The sequence below is a fragment of the Psychrobacter sp. AOP22-C1-C5 genome (genome assembly GCF_052378885.1).
Lineage (GTDB): Bacteria > Pseudomonadota > Gammaproteobacteria > Pseudomonadales > Moraxellaceae > Psychrobacter.
The window spans coordinates 573,149-590,546 of sequence record NZ_JBQSYC010000001.1 but is presented as its reverse complement, the minus strand read 5'-3'; the positions used below and the strand labels follow the sequence as shown (position 1 = coordinate 590,546).

Here is a 17,398-nt window from a genome sequence, read left to right as displayed (position 1 = left end):
CCTAAAATACTTAGCCTGCAACCACAATATTTACGAGCTTATTAGGCACGACGATTTCTTTTTTAATCTCGCCTGTAATGAATTTTGCCACACTTTCCATGGTTCGTGCTTGCACTTTTAGCTGTTCTGGATCGCTATTTGGTGCCACGTCCATCTTACCGCGCATTTTACCATTGACCTGTACCACCATCGTGATTGTATCTTGTACGAGCGCACTTTCGTCAACGGCAGGATAGTTTAGCGTGGCAGTATCGAGTCCTAGCTGCTCAAGTAAATGCTCACCAACGTGCGGTGCATAGACTGACAGCATAATAAGCAAATCAACCAATGCTTCATGCTGTACTTGCAAATCTTGCTCATTATGGACGGTAAAGCCTGTAAGTTCGTTGGCAAGTTCCATTAAGCTTGATACTGGCGTATTCAGTGCTAAGCGTCCGCCTAAATCATGATCAATTTTGGCGATGGTTTCATGCGTTTTGCGACGTAGGTTTTTGGCTTCTTTGGTTAATTCATTGGTACTCAACGCTTTATTATTTAGCGTATCAGAGCTTAAGTTGGCAGTAGTCAACGCCTGCATATGTTCAGTCGCAATGCGCCAGACTTTTTTGACGAAGTTATAAGGGCCTTTCAATGCATCATCTGACCATTCTAATGTTTGATCAGCGGGCGCAGTGAATAACGTATATAGACGCACTGTATCAGCACCATACTTATCAATAGTCATCTGTGGATCGACGCCATTATTTTTTGACTTGGACATTTTCTCAATTTTGCCAATCGTCACGGGTTGTCCGTCTGACTTTAGAATGGCTTTAATGGGTTGTCCGCGCTCATCAAAGTCAATATCGATGTCTTCGGTAAAGTAATAAGTCGTACTGCCATCAGCATTGACGCGGTAAAAAGTACCAGCAAGCACCATGCCTTGAGTCATCAAGTTGGCAAACGGCTCATTGCCTGATACTAAGTTTTCGTCACGCATGAGCTTATGGAAAAAACGTGCATAAAGCAGATGCATCACAGCGTGCTCGACACCGCCGATGTATTGGTCAACAGGCAACCATTTATTGGCGGCTGATTTGTTTACCATGCTTTGCGCATCATTTGGGCTTGCAAAGCGAGCATAGTACCAGCTTGATTCGACAAAGGTATCAAAGGTATCGGTTTCACGCTCAGCAGGATTGCCACATTTAGGACAAGTCGTATTCACAAATTCTGGGATGTTTTTGAGTGGGTTACCGCGGCCATCAGGAACGACGTCCGTTGGCAAGACGACTGGTAAATCTTGCTCTTCAACAGGTACGGTGCCGCAATGCTCACAGTTAACCATTGGAATAGGGCAGCCCCAATAACGCTGGCGTGAGACACCCCAATCGCGTAGACGATATTGGATTTTTTTCTTGGCCAATTCTTGTGGCTCAAGTTTGGACAGCATCGCATCAAACGCTTGCTCAAAGTCTAAGCCATCAAACTCACCAGAGTTGACTAAGGTATTACGTTCGGTATAAGCAAGATTGCTTTCAGTGTTATTGGCTTTGACATCTGCTTCTATGCTATCAAAATAACCGGTAGGAATATCAATCACTTGCTTAATAGGTAGGCTGTACTTAGTTGCAAATTCATAATCACGTTCATCATGAGCAGGCACCGCCATGACCGCGCCTGAGCCATAACTCATCAACACATAGTTGGCAACCCAAACAGGCACTTCTTCACCTGTGAGCGGATGGGTTACGGTAAGTCCCGTATCCATACCAATTTTTTCGGCTTTGGCTAAATCTGCTTCAGCAACTGAACCCTTTTTGCAAAGCGCACAAAACTGCGCAATCATGTCATCTTGTTCAGACGCGTATTGCGCTAGTGGATGCTCTGCGGCGACTGCAACATACGTCACGCCCATCAAGGTATCAGGGCGCGTGGTGAATACATCAAGTGTATTTTTCTGGCCCGCAAGCTCATAAGGGAAATGCACTTCCATACCTGCGCTACGACCAATCCAGTTGCGCTGCATGGTCAATACTTCAGAAGGCCAATGACCTTCTAGTTGATCCAAGTCATCTAATAGCTCGTCGGCATAATCGGTGATGTTGAAGTAGTACATCGGGATGTCGCGTTTTTCGACCGGAGCACCACTACGCCAGCCTTTACCATCAACGACCTGCTCATTGGCTAATACGGTATTATCGACTGGATCCCAATTGACCGTGGCAAGTTTTTTATAGACCAAGCCTTTTTTGTATAACTGTAAAAACAACCACTGCTCCCACTGATAATATTCAGGGCTACAGGTAGCAAATTCGCGTGACCAGTCGATAGATAAGCCAAGCAACTTTAGCTGTGCGCGCATGTTGTCAATATTGGCAAATGTCCAAGCGGCAGGTGGGGTCTGGTTGGCAATCGCCGCGTTTTCTGCTGGCAAGCCAAAACCGTCCCAGCCCATAGGTTGCATGACTTCATAGCCTTTGAGGCGATAATAACGACTTAAGACATCAGAGATTGTATAGTTGCGTACGTGGCCCATGTGCAGCTTACCGCTTGGATAAGGGAACATCGACAGCATGTAACGACTTGGCTTAGTGCTTGGCTCATTACTGACTTCATAGCGCTTGTCATTGGCCCACTTGGCTTGTTGCGCCGCTTCGATCAGTTGTGGCTGATATTGAGCGTTGTTATTAGAAGTGTCATTAGCGATGTTGTTAGCGTTGTTAATATTAGATTGGTCTGCTGTCACGGCGTTGCTCATAGTCGGCTCGGAATTGGTTAGTACTATAAAAATAGGTGGAATTTGACAATGCCATAGCATAGCGTAATTTGGTAAAAATTGCGACGATATGATGTATTTGCTGATGTGTTTTGCCGCTTAAAAAGGTTGAGGGAAAGCAGTATGCCGACATCTAATGATGTCTTAGGTATAATGACAGCAAGACTATTATTAAACGGGAACAATAATGACCATCACCATTTACGGCATCAAATCATGCAGTACCATGAAAAAAGCCTTTACCAAGCTAGATGAGTTGGGCGCTAACTATGAGTTTCATGATTATAAAAAACAAGGCATTGATAAAGAAACGGTACAGCGCTGGGTAGATGGTTTGGGCATCGATAAAGTGCTAAATAAGCGCGGCACCACATGGCGCAAACTGGACGACAGTCAAAAGCAAGCGGCTGATGCGAGTGTAGATAAAGCAATAGATTTGTTGGTAGAAAACACCAGTATGATTAAGCGTCCGATAGTAGAGGGTCAACTTACTGGCAATGACCAAGATCAGACAATACTGCTTTGCGGGTTTGACGAAAATGAGTTTGATAAAGTTTTTTCATAAATGTGTTGTCAGCTTGGCGCATTATAAATTATGCTAGAATTTATAGAATAAAGTTCACTAATGTAGTGTGGTCAAGAATGGGAATAAGACGATGAAAAAATTATTAGTAATAGCGACTCTTGCCGTTGCGCCTTTGATGGTCACAAGCGTACAAGCAGCTGATTCATCTACCAAAGTGACGTTTGCAAAAGACAGCTATTGTGGCGGTTTTACAGGTAATATCCGAGAAGGTAAGGAGTTCCGATTGTGGCTGATGCCAGATCAGAACTTAGTCATTCGAAATGTTGGTGACGATCAAATCAATGTTGCTTATGTTTCAGGGCCTAGTGGACGTCTAGACGGCGATCGCAATGGCGATGAAACCTCTTATATCACTCAGAGCAAAGGCAATCATTATATGAAAGTTTATGGCAACAGTAGCCATAGTGCTGTGGAGTTTTGTGCTTATTAACTTTACTGCAATACTCATAAAAAGCCCGAGCTAATATCCTCTTAGCTCGGGCTTTATCACGCCTGCAATAAACCACAGCACACTAAACGTCCAGATAATGAGAACATATAGACGAATCTGTTCTGCATTCCAGTCTAGCGCAAACCACTCAATCAGAAAAAAGGACTTCCAGCCCTCGACCCATTTCGCACCACCATAGCCAATAATCCACCAGCAATATATACTTTCTAGTATAAACAGCAGACACCATAGCGCGAGCGACATGATGGATTCCTACGGCTGATTCGTTGCTGTATCTAACTCACGACTGATGAGTGTGCCAACGCCTTCGTTGGTAAAAATTTCGAGCAGCGTAGCATGAGGAACGCGTCCATCGACGATAACTGCACTCTTGACGCCACTACGTACCGCATCAAGTGCACATTGAATTTTGGGAATCATTCCGCCTGAAATCGTACCATCTTCGATCAAGCCATCGACTCTCTTTGGTGTGAGTCCAGTCACTACTTCGCCATCACGCCCCAATACCCCTTTGATATTTGTCAGGAGCATCAGCTTTTCGGCTTGTAAGAACTCTGCCACTTTACCCGCGACCAAATCAGCGTTGATATTGTAAGTATTGCCTTCACTATCGACGCCAAGCGGTGCGATGACGGGGATAAAGTTAGATGAGATAAGCATATTAATGACCTCTTTATTGACGCTCACCACATCACCCACGTAGCCCAAATCAATGGGTACAGCGATACCATCTTCGCCAATCTTTTCTATCATCAGTTTTTTTGCTTGAATCAAGTTGGCATCTTTACCCGTTAAACCAATCGCGCGTCCGCCATGCTTGTTGATTAAGCTGACGATAGATTTATTGACGCTACCGCCCAAAACCATCTCTACGATGTCCATGGTGCTCTTGTCGGTGACACGCATCCCATCGATACGATCTGATTGACGACCCAGCTCTTTTAGTAAGTTGTCAACTTGCGGACCACCGCCATGCACGACCACAGGGTGTATACCAACGGTTTTTAGCAAAACAATATCGCGTGCGAACGAGCTTTCAAGCGCAGGATCTGTCATGGCATTGCCGCCGTACTTTACTACGATAAGCTTGTCAACAAAGCGTTGAATATAGGGTAGAGCGGTGGTCAATACTTCTGCGGTATTTTTGGCATCATCTAAATTAAGCGTCATTATTAGCTCCTAAAGGGCAGTTTTAAATCGGTGTCTATTCTTGGCATTGCTATTGTGTCATGACTTATAAAATTGTCATTTGTATAAAGTAACTATGCACAGCGTGCTTAAATAGAACGTATATATGCACAGCATTCCTATTCGGCAGGGATCGCCGCAATTTGTTCTGCCAGTTCTTGATCAAAGGGGCGACACAAAGCGGCGAATTTTTCTTGAATATCTTTTAAATCATTTAAGGTGTCACCAGCAAAGCGAGCAGTCAGCTTGTGACTGGTATTTGATTGGCGCAGGACGCCAAAACCGTGCGCAAAATCCAAACGCACGCCGTCGATACAGCTTAGCTTGGTCCCGATTGGTAATAAATATCTGGCTTGTTCAAGTGTTATATATTGTCGGTTTTCCGAACAACGACAAAGGGATGGCGGGCAAGTATCGAGTAAGTAATGGTCAGCATTATCTTCGACAGATGCTTCCACAAGCCGGCGTAGATACTGACAGAGTCTTGTCAGCTGCTCAACAACTGAGCAATCTTCTACGGATGTCTTTGGTATTGGTAAATAATGATCTGCAGTATTCACCACTGCCGGTAGACGTTGAGTGATTTCAGTTAAAGCATTTTTACCATGGCCTTCGTTAGCCACTGACAACCAGTGAAGCAGACGTAAGGCGGCGTACATGGCATCATCATAAACAATAAAGCGGCTGTCATTAAATATAAAGTGACCTGATAATTCACCCGCAAAGAGAATCGGGCTACCAGCGCGCTGCATTTGCTGTCGCATAAGGCTGCTACCTGTTTTACTTAATACAGGCTTTGTGCCAAGCTCAGACAACATGATTGGCAAATGATGGGAGCATTTAATATCAAAAAGGATTTGCGATGTTGGTAAAGAGTCAGTCAAAGGTTTGGGGCGTTCAGCCAAGGCTACTTGAGCCAAAAGATAAAGCAGATGGTCAGGAGTAACTACTTTGCCGCTGTTATCGACGATCATTAGACGGTCACCATCACCGTCAAAAGCCATACCTATGTCTGCTTGATGGTCAAGTACGTTTTTCTGCAACTGTTTGAGACGGTCGGGTTCCGTAGGATCAGGATTGCCAGTAGGGAAATTGCCATCCGGCGTATCATTGAGCATGATGACTTGTTGGCAAAAACAATTAAACAAACGCTGTGCAATCGTGCTGGTCGCACCGTTCATACAGTCAATGACCACGATCAAATCAAGTTTATTGGATGATGAAGGGTTATTGTCTAAGCTCTTTTTATCGAATGGATAAATTTGCTCAAACACTTGAGTAATGGCTGCAATATAAGTCGTGGTGACTTGATCATGAGGTAAGTCAGTCTGATCTTTTAGAGACTTGTCAATAAAGCCCAAAGACGTATTTTGATCGAGATTGTCTTTTTGACTGTTAAACTGACTTTTTGATTCGCTGCCGAGCAGTTGTTGATAAAAGCGTTGAATCTCTATGCTGCTAGGGGATTTATGGTTTATCAGCCATTTAATACCCAATATGTCTTTCGCTGAATGACTCGCCGTCACAACGATACCATGACCATGATATTGCTCTGCCCAAAAAGCCATCATTGGAGTGGTGACTAAACCCAACTGGATAACTTGCATGCCATACTGAGTCAATATATCGGCTAATCTATAAGCGATGTTGTTACTACCGCAGCGTACATCATAACCAATGACGACAATGACTTTTTTAGAGTCAATGCTTGGTGCAAGTGAGCTTTTTTCTAGAAAACTATTTTTCAAAGAGTTGGTTTTTAAAAAACGGTTTTTTGTATGAGAGGGTAAGGCCGTATAAAGGTGAGCAAACGCATTACCCAACGCGTCTACAAAGTTAGGGGTAAAAAGCTTGTGCGACCCGCGAATGTCATAAGCACGAAATAAGGATTGCTGCGCAGCAAAAGTTGGCATCGCTTACTCTCCTTATCGTTATGGTTTGAGTTGTCATGAATAATAATGTTGTAATCAACAAAAAACAAAATACTGAATAGATTGTTGATACAACCAGCAAAGGCTATTGGCGACCAGAATGCCCAAAACCGCCAGCACCGCGACTGCTTTCATCACTAAACTCGGTGACGACTTCAAATTCAGGACGAGCAACGGGTACCACGATATACTGCGCCATGCGATCGCTTGGGTTGAGGACAAAGTCTTCCTCACTGCGATTCCAAATACTGACCATCAGCTCACCTTGATAATCGGCATCAATCAGCCCAACCAAGTTACCTAAAACAATACCGTGCTTATGTCCAAGACCTGAGCGCGGTAAAATCATACCGGCATAATTAGGGTCTTGAATATAAACGGCAAGACCTGTGCCTATTAAGTGCGTGCTACCCGCTTTAATCGTCAAAGGCGCATCAATACAAGCGCGCAGATCAATGCCTGCACTGCCATCAGTGGCGCGAGTAGGAAGAGAAAATCCTTTATCTTCGGTAATTTTAGGGTTTAAAACTTTGACTTGTACAGCTTGCATAACGCACTCACTTGACAATTTAATGATCTGATAAATAAAAAATTAATTTTAAAACGTTTATGATAATAAGGCTTTCGATATAAAAGCAAGCAATTGACTGTAGATTAAAGTATCAGCACACTTGCTAAGCCCAAGAACGACATAAAGCCGACGATATCAGTGACCGTGGTTAGAATGACTGAGGCAGATAGGGCAGGGTCAATATTCATGCGTTTTAGCATCAAGGGTATACTAATCCCTGAGACATTGGCGGCAGTCATATTAATCGCAATAGCAAAGCCAATTACCGTACTGATTTTAATGTCATGAAACCACAGTTGGGCTATGATCGCCATGATGATCGCCCATATAATACCGTTTATTGCGCCCACCCACAGCTCTTTATTAAGTAGCCATAAACGGTTGGAACCCCCGATTTGACCCATGGCCATACCGCGAATCACAACCGTGAGCGTTTGCGAGCCTGCAATACCACCCATACTCGCAACCACAGGCATGAGTATCGCAAGCGCTACCACTTGTGCCAATACCGCCTCAAACTGACCAATCACTGCGGCGGCTAGTAGGGCGGTACACAAATTAATACCCAGCCACACACTACGGCTTTTGGCACTGGTTAAAATAGGCGCAAACAGCTCCTCGTCCTGACTGACACCGGCAAGGTTTTTCATCGTGCTGTCGACATCATCTTGGATAATTTCCATAATGTCTTCACCATTTAGTTGGCCAACCAACTCGCCATGACTGTTGATGACAGGCGCAAAACGGATGTCTTCTGAACGAAAGATCGCTGCCGCATCTTGAATGTCTAAGCGATCATTAATGGTGATGGCTGTGTCAATCAGCTCTGAAACCAATGTACTTTGATTGTGTTTGATTAGGTCAACCAAACTCAACAATCCGAGTAACTGCTGGCTTTGATCGACCACCAACAGCTCTTGGCTCTCATCATCAAGTAGCTCGTCATTTTCACGCAACCAATTCTGTACTTCCGCAAGAGTGATATCTTCTCTTACTTGAATCAGGTCGGGATCCATATAGCTACCGACTTCCCAATCTTCATAGGTATCGAGCTTATTGACCTGCACACGAATGTCTTCGTCTAAGGTCGCCATAACCGAGGTACGCACGCTTTCGGTTACGGTATCTAAAATCTCAGAAATATCTTGCGCATCAAGGTCTTGGGTGAATAAAGAAATCTCTTTTGAAGAGATATTCTCCATTAAAGGCTGGCGTGTATCAAAATCTAGCTCAGCCAGCACTTCTCCTTTAATATGGTCAGGTACTTGCGCCCAAATCAAAAGACGGTTTTGAGTAGGAAAAGACTCCAGTAGACTGGCAATTTCATATTCTGACTGCTTTTCTAAAAACTCAGTAATAGCCGCATACGCCTTATCAGCAACCAAACCCTGCAAATACAGAAGCTTATACTCGGCGCTATATTCTGCCGGATTATACTCTCCTTGTAGCGTAGAGGGTCGTTCCTGATCGGGCATAGAGGTAGACATAAGGTTTCCCGTGTTTTTAGAAGGTAAAAATAATTACAAATAGTAAAATGGGCGACTGATACGTATTTCGTTGTTAAACGTTGATTTTAATTCTAACGTTTGCCCAGTAGTGCTCGAATATTCGCCAAATATTCGTCAGCCACTGCTGCTGGATCTTTGGTCGCTTGTTTCTTTTTGGCTTTGGCGGGCCAATCGATATGATCTTCTGGTAGCTCATCTAAGAATCGTGATTCTGAGGTGACGCGCATCTGACCTCCAGCTCGGCGCTGGGTAGCTAGCGTCAAAGTCAGCTCACGGCGAGCACGAGTGATACCCACGTACATCAAACGGCGCTCTTCTTCGACCGTTTCGCTCAAGATAGAGTTGCGGTGCGGTAGCATTTCTTCCTCAAGTCCCATGATATAAACGTAATCAAACTCCAAGCCTTTTGCTGCATGCAATGTCATTAGATTGACTTTATTGGTATTCTCTTCTTCTTGCTGCTGCTCCAGCATATCAAGTAAGACCAGCTTACGAATGATGGTATCAATCGTCCGGTCTTCGTCTTCTTCTGCGCGGTTGATCAAAGATTGAATACTGGTATAGAGCATATCGATATTATCGATACGATTTTTTTCTTGTTGCGGTGTTTTAGCATCGCTACGGACAAAGTCAATATACCCTGTTTCATCAATCATCTGACGCACGATAGGCACAGGGTCAGGATGTTGATCGAGCTCGCGCGTATAGTGCTCAATGAACTCACCAAACTCTTTTATCGTACTGTAAGCCTTCGATGGTAAAACATGCGCGAGACCAGCGTGGGTACAGGAGGCCAGTAACGATATACTGTGCTCTTGCGCAAATAAACCCAGTTTTTCTAAAGTTGCTGGCCCCATACCGCGTTTGGGAGTATTAATAATGCGCAAAAACGCACTGTCATCCTCAGGGTTCAAAATCAGCCGCAAATAGCCCATGATGTCTTTGATTTCACTACGCGCAAAGAATGATTGGCCACCAGATAACTTGTAAGGGACTTGCAATTGACGTAATTGCGCCTCTAACATACGCGCCTGAAAGTTACTGCGATAAAGGACAGCGTATTGCTCCCATTCATTGCCAAAGCGCAGTTTGTGAGTGACGATTTCTTTTGCGACACGCTCAGATTCATCATCATCATTGCGGCAGTTAATAATGCGGATTTTCTCGCCTTGACCTTTATCTGACCACAGTTTCTTTTCAAATAAATGTTCATTGTTCAGAATGACGGCGTTGGCAGAGGTCAAGATACGCGTGGTTGAGCGGTAGTTTTGCTCAAGCATGACGATTTTTAGTTTAGGAAAGTCTTCTTTGAGCAGCGCCATATTTTCAGGTTTGGCCCCGCGCCACGCGTAGATAGATTGGTCATCGTCGCCAACGACGGTGAAACGCCCTTGTGGCCCGACCAGATATTTAATCATTTCGTACTGGGCCGTGTTGGTATCTTGGTATTCATCGACCAACAGATAGCGGATACGATTTTGCCACTTATCACGCAGCTCTCTATTTTCACGTAAAATTTTCGTTGGCAATACAATCAAGTCGTCAAAATCGACCGCGTTGTAAGCACGCAAATTACGCTCGTATAGTGCATAAAGGGTGGCAAAAATCATATCCTCTGGATCATCTAAAGTTTCCATCGCCTTGTCAGGCTCAATCAGATCATTTTTCCAGTCAGAAATCATTTTTATCGCTTTACCGACCAACTCACGACTTTCAGCGCCGCTTAAGTTGTCGCGCATCATCAGCTCCATCAACAGGCGCTTACTGTCATCGCTGTCCATGATGGAAAAATTACCTTTGAGCGGGGTATGAATCAGCTCGTAGCGTAAAAACTGTAGGCCAAATTGGTGAAAAGTCGATACCGTCAGACCGCGCATTTTTTCGCTTGGCAACAGCTTGCTGACACGGGCTTTCATCTCGCGCGCCGCTTTATTGGTAAACGTCACGGCAGTGATGCGCTCAGCTGGCATGTCGCATTCTTCGATAAGGTAGGCAATCTTACGTGTAATAACGGACGTCTTGCCGGAGCCTGCACCTGCTAGTACAAGTAGTGGACCAGATACGTAGAGCATGGCCTCGGTTTGTTTGGGATTGAGTTGACTCATAACGTGACCTGTAAGACAAAAGCGAAAAAGAAGGTAGAGCTGATAGCATTCCAGTCAAGATAGACAGATAAATGCGAAGCGTATCTTTAACCGCGATACTGTAGTGATATTTTAATAAAAAATCATATAACGCAAGCGGTAGAAGTTGCGAATTGATGACAATTTAATGATAGTAAGTCATTGAATTTGGATGCGCTATTATAAAGCAAAAAGTAGGGCTTTGGGGGAGGAGTTGGGGCTTAGATCTGTGTGTCAAAGTATAAGCTTTGGGTTTATTAAGGCGATCATAACTGCTCACAATAAAAAGTATGAATTTGAGGTTAATATAAGGTACGTGTCTATATCATAATTTATGACAAAAAAACCTATTTTTTCTACAGATAAAATGACCGTTCAATACAGCTAAAAACTAGCTTTTAAAAACCGATAAGCGTATAGTACGTAAATAATTTATGCCAGTTGTCTCGTCATTATTGACCACGTGTAATGAGCTATTAAATCAATTAAGTAAACTCTTGAATATGATATTGATTTAATACGTTGATCTTACGTTGTTAGAAGATGCGTCAGGCGACCAGCCTTTTATCCGCGCGCATACCGGACTCTCTAAAGTTGGTCACATCTGACATCGTCGTCAATAAGCTTGATAATTGGTTATTACCAGCACAGTACCTAAAATAATTACTTAAATACAAGGACTCAGTGACAGTCACTTTGTATTTTTGTCTGTGTTATGCCTGTCGCTAGATGGCCTTGATTAGGTCAATTCTAGCGCTGGGCTTGACACTCGATTGGGTGAGGAGCACGTATTATCATGTCTGCTTTTAATTGGTCAGCCATTGCTTTTATCTTAGCCGCCATTGGGCTAGTTGTCTTTATGCTGGTCGTGCCACGTTTGCTTGGCGGTCGCTCTCAGGGCTCACAAAAAGAAGAAGTATTTGAAGCGGGTGTTGTCGGATCTGGCAACGCCCGTATTCGTTTGTCTGCCAAATTCTATCTGGTGGCAATCTTTTTCGTTATTTTCGATTTAGAAGCCCTTTATCTTTATGCTTATGCTGTCTCGGTACGCGAAGCTGGCTGGCTTGGTTTTGCTGCGGCTACCGTGTTTATTACTATCCTAATCATTGGGTTGATATACGAGCTAAGCCTTGGGGCAATGAACTGGGCGCCTGCCGACAAACGCCGCAAAAAAGAGCGTTTGTATGCCGCGCCTGCAGGTTTCAAATTGGCCGACATCACAGGCTTTGATGGTGTGGATGAGTTGATGGTTGATCCCACAGGTAAAATACCAGCACAGTCTTCAGGACAGATTAATGTCTCAAACAATATTGAGACCAATCGTCGTCACCTACAAAATATCGATCATATTAATACCACAGGTAATGTCACTTCTGTGGATTTTGGTGCGTCCACGCCGCAAAGAAACGGTGAGCGCTAATCGTCTTTGTAAGTCTCTGTCCTGTTTTTATGGCTTAGAAAGATAGCAAAGACGTGACGACAAAATCCTGTTTGTACATTGAGTTTGTATTAATAACCCTTTATTCATATTAGAAGTTAAGGCGATGGTGATGGCGAAATGCTTGCCATATCAAGCCTAATAAAAAGGTTGTATGTTATGAAATACACATTAACAAAAGCCAACCCTGATGCAGATATTTATCCTGCACAGACCACTCAAACGGTCAATGATCCTATCGAAGACGAAGTCAATAAAAACGTCTTTATGGGTCGTCTAGAAGACCTTGTTCATTCGACAGCAAATTGGGGGCGCAAGCACTCATTATGGCCATTTAACTTTGGTACTTCTTGTTGTTATGTCGAGTATGCCACTACTTTAACAGCCGTTCATGATTTGTCACGCTTTGGAGCAGAAGTCATTCGTGCCTCGCCCCGTCAGGCGGATGTAATGATCGTTGCTGGTACGTGTTTTGTCAAAATGGCGCCCGTTATTCAGCGTCTTTATGAGCAAATGCTTGAGCCAAAATGGGTTATCTCGATGGGCGCTTGTGCCAACTCAGGCGGTATGTATGATATTTATTCGGTCGTACAAGGTGTCGATAAGATTATACCAGTAGATGTCTATGTGCCAGGCTGTCCGCCGCGTCCAGAAGCTTTGATACAAGGGCTGATGTTATTACAAGAGTCCATCACGAAAGAGCGTCGTCCATTGGGTATTCATGTCAATGAGCAAGGGGTTTATCAGCCGCAAATGACGCCTGAGCGTGACCGTAAGCAAGCGGACCGTATCGCGGTTAAGAACTTGCGTAGTCCAGACAGTATTTAGTCATCGGATAGTGAGCCTGTGATGGTTTAGTTAATCATTTGGTTTACTATCAAACGCTTCTTAAAATTGCTCAATACGCATACGCTCATCATAGCTCGATTATGATTAATATCGTTCGGTTATGATCAATATAGATATGATTAATGAAGGAATACATCATTCATGGTCACGGTAGTTGAAAACATAGATCCTAAGATTAAACCTGTCCCAGCCGTTATCAAAGAGCTAGAACAGAAGTATGCTGGCAAGTTCGTAATACAGCACACTGTGGACGAGATTCCAACAGTTTGGGTGGCGCGCGCTGATTTGCTTGATGTGCTCTTATTTTTGCGTAAGCTACCAAAGCCTTATGTCATGCTGTTTGATCTGTCAGCGATAGATGAGCGTTTGCGCCAGCATCGTGCCGGATTGCCTGATAGCGACTTTACAGTGTTTTATCATTTGATGTCGCTTGAGCGCAACAGTGACGTACGTATCAAAGTGGCATTGAGTGAAGACGATCTTAATGTGCCAAGTGCGACGCAGATCTGGCCAAATGCCAACTGGTATGAGCGTGAAGTGTGGGACATGTTCGGTATCGTCTTTAGTGGTCATCCGCATTTGACCCGTATTTTATTGCCAAAATACTGGGAAGGTCATCCGCTACGTAAAGAGTACCACGCACGTGCCACTGAATTTACGCCGTACTTTTTGAATACCGCTAAACAGCAATATGAGCAAGAAAACTTGCGTTTCGTGCCTGAAGAGTGGGGCATGAAACGCTCAGGTCGTGATGAAGACTTTATGTTCTTGAACATCGGTCCTAACCATCCCTCGGCGCATGGTGCATTTCGTTTGGTGCTACAGCTCGATGGCGAAGAGGTCGTCGACTGTATTCCTGATATCGGTTATCACCACCGCGGTGCCGAAAAAATGGCGGAGCGTCAAACGTGGCACTCATACATTCCTTACACCGATCGTATCGACTATCTTGGCGGTGTGATGAATGAGCTGCCATATATTATGTCGGTCGAAAAACTGGCGGGCATTACCATTCCGCCTCGTGCTGAGACAATTCGTGTGATGATGAGCGAGTTTTTCCGCATTACTAACAACTTGCTATTCGTCGGTACTTTCATTCAGGATGCGGGTGGTATGACGCCTGTGTTCTATATGTTTACCGATCGTCAAAAAGCGTATGACGTCATTGAAGCAGTGACTGGCTATCGTATGCATCCAGCATGGTTCCGTATTGGCGGTACGGCTGCTGATTTGCCACGTGGTTGGCAGCGTCTGGTGCGTGAGTTCTTAGACTGGATGCCGAAACGCTTGGATGAGTATGTCAAAGCGGCATTACAAAACAGCGTGCTAAAAGGTCGTACCCAAGGCGTGGCGCAGTACAATGCCAAGCAAGCATTGGCATGGGGCGTGACAGGTGCTGGTTTGCGTGCCACAGGTTTGGACTTCGATCTACGTAAAGCACGTCCGTATATGGGTTATGAAAATTACGATTTTGAAGTACCAGTAGGTTATAACGGCGATGCTTATGATCGCTGTATGGTAAAAGTCGAAGAGATGCGCCAGTCTTTACGCATCATTCGCCAATGTATGGATAACATGCCACAAGGCCCTTATAAGGCGGATCATCCATTGGCTGTGCCACCACCAAAAGACCGTACCTTGAATGATATTGAAACGCTGATTAACCACTTTATCTCTGTATCGTGGGGTCCTGTGATGCCAGCGGGCGAATGCGCCACGATTGTAGAAGCAACAAAAGGTTTGAACAGCTATTACATCACATCAGACAAAGCCACGATGAGCTATCGCACACGTATTCGCACGCCAACATTTGCACATTTGCAGCAGATGCCGTCAGTGATTAATGGATCGCTGGTATCCGACGCCATTATGTATCTGGCATCGATTGATATTGTGATGGCAGACTGTGATCGTTAGAGTTTTTGACAAAAAGAGACGTTAATCAATATATTATTGCCAAATGGCACACCAAAATGCTGTCATCTCTTATAACAACGACAATTGTAATGAGACTGTCGTTGTCATGAGATAGAGCGTGATGAGTGAGGAAAGATAGAAGATTATGAAAATTGTTTCCGACAAAATGCCGAAAGTAGATGTCGCCAGTATCCTCACCACTGAGGAAATTGCCGCTATCCATGAATTTATGCATCATTATCCGCAAGCACGTGCGGCCTCACTGGATGCGCTGAAAATTGTCCAAAAGCGCAACGGCTGGGTTGATGATGCACAAGTGAATGCCATTGCCAATCTCCTAGATATCCCGATGTCAGATATGGATGGGGTTGCAACGTTTTTTAACCGTATTTATCGTCAGCCTGTCGGTCGCCATGTGATTCTTATTTGTGATTCAGTGGCTTGTTATCTGACTGGCTATGAGGCGCTATCAGCTGAAATCAGAGCACAGTTGGGTATCGAGTATGGGCAGACGACTGCTGATGGTCGCTTTACGTTACTGCCGATTTGCTGTTTGGGTAACTGCGATAAAGGTCCTGCCGTGCTGATTGACGAAGACACTTACGGTCCCGTCCAGCCCACTGAGGTCGCGCAATTATTGGAGCTATACGCATGAGTTTAACGATTTCAGAACAGATTGCTCGTCGTGGTCAAGGTAAAGCACCAAGTCAGCTCAATGAACAGCGCGTTCCGATTTATGGCGATAAAGCAACGGCTACTAGCGAAACCAGACCATTAACGTGGCGTTTGGCACATCATGATGCTGTACTTGATCTGGCGACTTATGAGTCTTTAAAAGGTTTTACAGGCTTGCGACAGGCATTGGATAAATCGCCTAAAGAAGTCGGTGACATGATTAAAGCCGCCAACGTCCGAGGTCGTGGCGGTGCAGGTTTTAATGCAGGTTTAAAGTGGACATTTATGTCACCGCCAGACGGTTTACCGCGTTATCTTATTTGCAATGCTGATGAGATGGAGCCGGGCACGTTTAAAGATCGTTTGCTCATGGAGCGCTTACCGTTTCAATTAATTGAAGGCATGCTGATTACGGCGCATGCTATTGGCGCGACCGACGGGTACATCTTTATCCGTGGTGAATATATTGTGGCCGCTGAGCGCTTGGTGACTGCGATTAATGAATGCTTAGCCAATAATTTGATGGGCGACAACATTTTAGGGTCTGATTTTAGCTTTAATTTGCATGTGCATACAGGTGCGGGGCGTTATATCTGCGGTGAAGAAACGGCATTGATTAATTGCCTAGAAGGTCGCCGCGCCAATCCACGTACCAAGCCGCCGTTTCCACAGATTTCTGGTGCATGGGGCAGACCAACGGTTATTAATAACGTTGAAACTTTATGCAATATGCCAGCGATCTTAAACCATGGTGTGGAGTGGTATCAGTCATTGTCTGATATCAAGGGCAAAAGTAAAACGCCTGGCACCAAGCTATTTGGTTGCTCAGGTTTGGTCAACGATCCTGGTCTATGGGAATTACCATTTGGCTATACAGCGCGCGAAATCATTGAAGATTTGGCGGGCGGTATGAAAGAGGGTAAGAAGCTCAAAGCATGGCTACCGGGCGGCGCATCAACCGACTTTTTGACCGCCGACCATCTAGACGTAGTCGTAGATTTTGATACCATCCAAGAGGCGGGTAGCCGTATGGGTACTGGCCTAATCATGGTCGTCGATGAGGCACAAGATATGGTGCCATTGTTACGCAATCTTGAGATTTTCTTCCAGCGCGAATCCTGTGGTTGGTGTACGCCGTGCCGTGATGGTCTGCCGTGGGGTGTTAAATTGCTTACCGCCATCAATGATGGTGAAGGGCAAATCGGCGACGTAGAAAAACTAGAGGGGCTCACGCGTGATTTATGGATTGGTAAAACCTTCTGTGCGCACGCGCCGGGTGCGATGGAACCACTAATGAGTGCGATTAAATATTTCCGTCCTGAGTTTGATCAAAAAATCGCGCAGGCGGTTGGTGTAGACGTCATTGACGCTGCAGCCAATCAACAGCCAGTAGTGAAATAAGG

14 protein-coding genes are annotated in these 17,398 nt (G+C 44.7%); 7 read left to right on the top strand and 7 right to left on the bottom strand.

The window, feature by feature from the left end:
* Positions 1–10 precede the first annotated feature (10 nt).
* Positions 11–2,800: a leucine--tRNA ligase gene (gene leuS / locus ACT3TH_RS02325; RefSeq protein WP_444754236.1), complete on the bottom strand. Its 2,790-nt coding sequence runs from the start codon at positions 2,798–2,800 to the stop codon at positions 11–13.
* 145 nt (positions 2,801–2,945) lie between these two features.
* On the opposite strand from leuS, the gene ACT3TH_RS02320 reads away from it, so the two are divergent.
* Together ACT3TH_RS02320 and ACT3TH_RS02315 are read left to right on the top strand one after the other, a co-directional pair.
* Positions 2,946–3,323 carry a Spx/MgsR family RNA polymerase-binding regulatory protein gene (locus tag ACT3TH_RS02320; protein WP_444754235.1) on the top strand — a complete coding sequence of 126 codons (378 nt, stop codon included), beginning with the start codon at positions 2,946–2,948 and terminating at the stop codon, positions 3,321–3,323.
* 91 nt (positions 3,324–3,414) lie between these two features.
* On the top strand, positions 3,415–3,774 hold the full coding sequence (locus ACT3TH_RS02315) for a hypothetical protein (RefSeq protein ID WP_444754234.1): 360 nt from the start codon (positions 3,415–3,417) through the stop codon (positions 3,772–3,774).
* Positions 3,775–3,804: 30 nt separating this feature from the next.
* Here ACT3TH_RS02315 and ACT3TH_RS02310 read toward each other — a convergent pair whose 3' ends face one another.
* The 6 genes from ACT3TH_RS02310 to ACT3TH_RS02285 form a co-directional block, all read right to left on the bottom strand.
* Entirely contained in the window at positions 3,805–4,038 is a 234-nt protein-coding gene (locus tag ACT3TH_RS02310; protein WP_444754233.1) for a hypothetical protein, read from the bottom strand.
* A gap of 9 nt (positions 4,039–4,047) precedes the next feature.
* Positions 4,048–4,965 (bottom strand): acetylglutamate kinase, encoded by a 918-nt coding sequence (gene argB / locus ACT3TH_RS02305; protein WP_444754232.1) that lies wholly within the window; start codon positions 4,963–4,965, stop codon positions 4,048–4,050.
* Between the two features lie 137 nt (positions 4,966–5,102).
* Positions 5,103–6,896: a phosphomannomutase gene (locus ACT3TH_RS02300; RefSeq protein WP_444754231.1), complete on the bottom strand. Its 1,794-nt coding sequence runs from the start codon at positions 6,894–6,896 to the stop codon at positions 5,103–5,105.
* A 103-nt stretch (positions 6,897–6,999) separates the two neighbouring features.
* Positions 7,000–7,464, bottom strand: coding sequence for a dUTP diphosphatase (dut, locus tag ACT3TH_RS02295; RefSeq protein ID WP_444754230.1), 465 nt, complete (start codon positions 7,462–7,464; stop codon positions 7,000–7,002).
* Positions 7,465–7,568: 104 nt separating this feature from the next.
* The gene (gene mgtE, locus ACT3TH_RS02290; RefSeq protein ID WP_444754229.1) at positions 7,569–8,972 is read right to left on the bottom strand and encodes a magnesium transporter; all 1,404 of its coding nucleotides are present in this window, start codon (positions 8,970–8,972) and stop codon (positions 7,569–7,571) included.
* A 92-nt stretch (positions 8,973–9,064) separates the two neighbouring features.
* On the bottom strand, positions 9,065–11,098 hold the full coding sequence (locus ACT3TH_RS02285; protein ID WP_444754228.1) for a UvrD-helicase domain-containing protein: 2,034 nt from the start codon (positions 11,096–11,098) through the stop codon (positions 9,065–9,067).
* An 814-nt stretch (positions 11,099–11,912) separates the two neighbouring features.
* Between ACT3TH_RS02285 and ndhC the strand changes: the two genes are divergently transcribed.
* From ndhC to nuoF, 5 genes are all read left to right on the top strand, one after another.
* On the top strand, positions 11,913–12,536 hold the full coding sequence (gene ndhC / locus ACT3TH_RS02280) for an NADH-quinone oxidoreductase subunit A (protein ID WP_444754227.1): 624 nt from the start codon (positions 11,913–11,915) through the stop codon (positions 12,534–12,536).
* Between the two features lie 177 nt (positions 12,537–12,713).
* On the top strand, positions 12,714–13,382 hold the full coding sequence (locus ACT3TH_RS02275; protein ID WP_444754226.1) for a NuoB/complex I 20 kDa subunit family protein: 669 nt from the start codon (positions 12,714–12,716) through the stop codon (positions 13,380–13,382).
* A gap of 162 nt (positions 13,383–13,544) precedes the next feature.
* Positions 13,545–15,320 (top strand): NADH-quinone oxidoreductase subunit C/D, encoded by a 1,776-nt coding sequence (gene nuoC, locus ACT3TH_RS02270; RefSeq protein ID WP_444754225.1) that lies wholly within the window; start codon positions 13,545–13,547, stop codon positions 15,318–15,320.
* 145 nt (positions 15,321–15,465) lie between these two features.
* A complete protein-coding gene (gene nuoE, locus ACT3TH_RS02265) occupies positions 15,466–15,975 on the top strand; it encodes an NADH-quinone oxidoreductase subunit NuoE (protein ID WP_444754224.1) in 510 nt (169 codons plus the stop codon).
* The gene (nuoF, locus tag ACT3TH_RS02260; protein WP_444754223.1) at positions 15,972–17,396 is read left to right on the top strand and encodes an NADH-quinone oxidoreductase subunit NuoF; all 1,425 of its coding nucleotides are present in this window, start codon (positions 15,972–15,974) and stop codon (positions 17,394–17,396) included. The genes nuoE and nuoF overlap by 4 nt, the downstream gene beginning before the upstream one ends.
* Positions 17,397–17,398 lie beyond the last annotated feature (2 nt).

Excerpts from the sequence above, each read along its gene's own strand:
- leuS (WP_444754236.1), bottom strand. The coding sequence starts at position 2,800 with ATGCTATGGCATTGTCAAATTCCACCTATTTTTATAGTACTAACCAAT.
- ACT3TH_RS02320 (WP_444754235.1), top strand. The coding sequence starts at position 2,946 with ATGACCATCACCATTTACGGCATCAAATCATGCAGTACCATGAAAAAA.
- ACT3TH_RS02315 (WP_444754234.1), top strand. The coding sequence starts at position 3,415 with ATGAAAAAATTATTAGTAATAGCGACTCTTGCCGTTGCGCCTTTGATG.
- ACT3TH_RS02310 (WP_444754233.1), bottom strand. The coding sequence starts at position 4,038 with ATGTCGCTCGCGCTATGGTGTCTGCTGTTTATACTAGAAAGTATATAT.
- argB (WP_444754232.1), bottom strand. The coding sequence starts at position 4,965 with ATGACGCTTAATTTAGATGATGCCAAAAATACCGCAGAAGTATTGACC.
- ACT3TH_RS02300 (WP_444754231.1), bottom strand. The coding sequence starts at position 6,896 with ATGCCAACTTTTGCTGCGCAGCAATCCTTATTTCGTGCTTATGACATT.
- dut (WP_444754230.1), bottom strand. The coding sequence starts at position 7,464 with ATGCAAGCTGTACAAGTCAAAGTTTTAAACCCTAAAATTACCGAAGAT.
- mgtE (WP_444754229.1), bottom strand. The coding sequence starts at position 8,972 with ATGTCTACCTCTATGCCCGATCAGGAACGACCCTCTACGCTACAAGGA.
- ACT3TH_RS02285 (WP_444754228.1), bottom strand. The coding sequence starts at position 11,098 with ATGAGTCAACTCAATCCCAAACAAACCGAGGCCATGCTCTACGTATCT.
- ndhC (WP_444754227.1), top strand. The coding sequence starts at position 11,913 with ATGTCTGCTTTTAATTGGTCAGCCATTGCTTTTATCTTAGCCGCCATT.
- ACT3TH_RS02275 (WP_444754226.1), top strand. The coding sequence starts at position 12,714 with ATGAAATACACATTAACAAAAGCCAACCCTGATGCAGATATTTATCCT.
- nuoC (WP_444754225.1), top strand. The coding sequence starts at position 13,545 with ATGGTCACGGTAGTTGAAAACATAGATCCTAAGATTAAACCTGTCCCA.
- nuoE (WP_444754224.1), top strand. The coding sequence starts at position 15,466 with ATGAAAATTGTTTCCGACAAAATGCCGAAAGTAGATGTCGCCAGTATC.
- nuoF (WP_444754223.1), top strand. The coding sequence starts at position 15,972 with ATGAGTTTAACGATTTCAGAACAGATTGCTCGTCGTGGTCAAGGTAAA.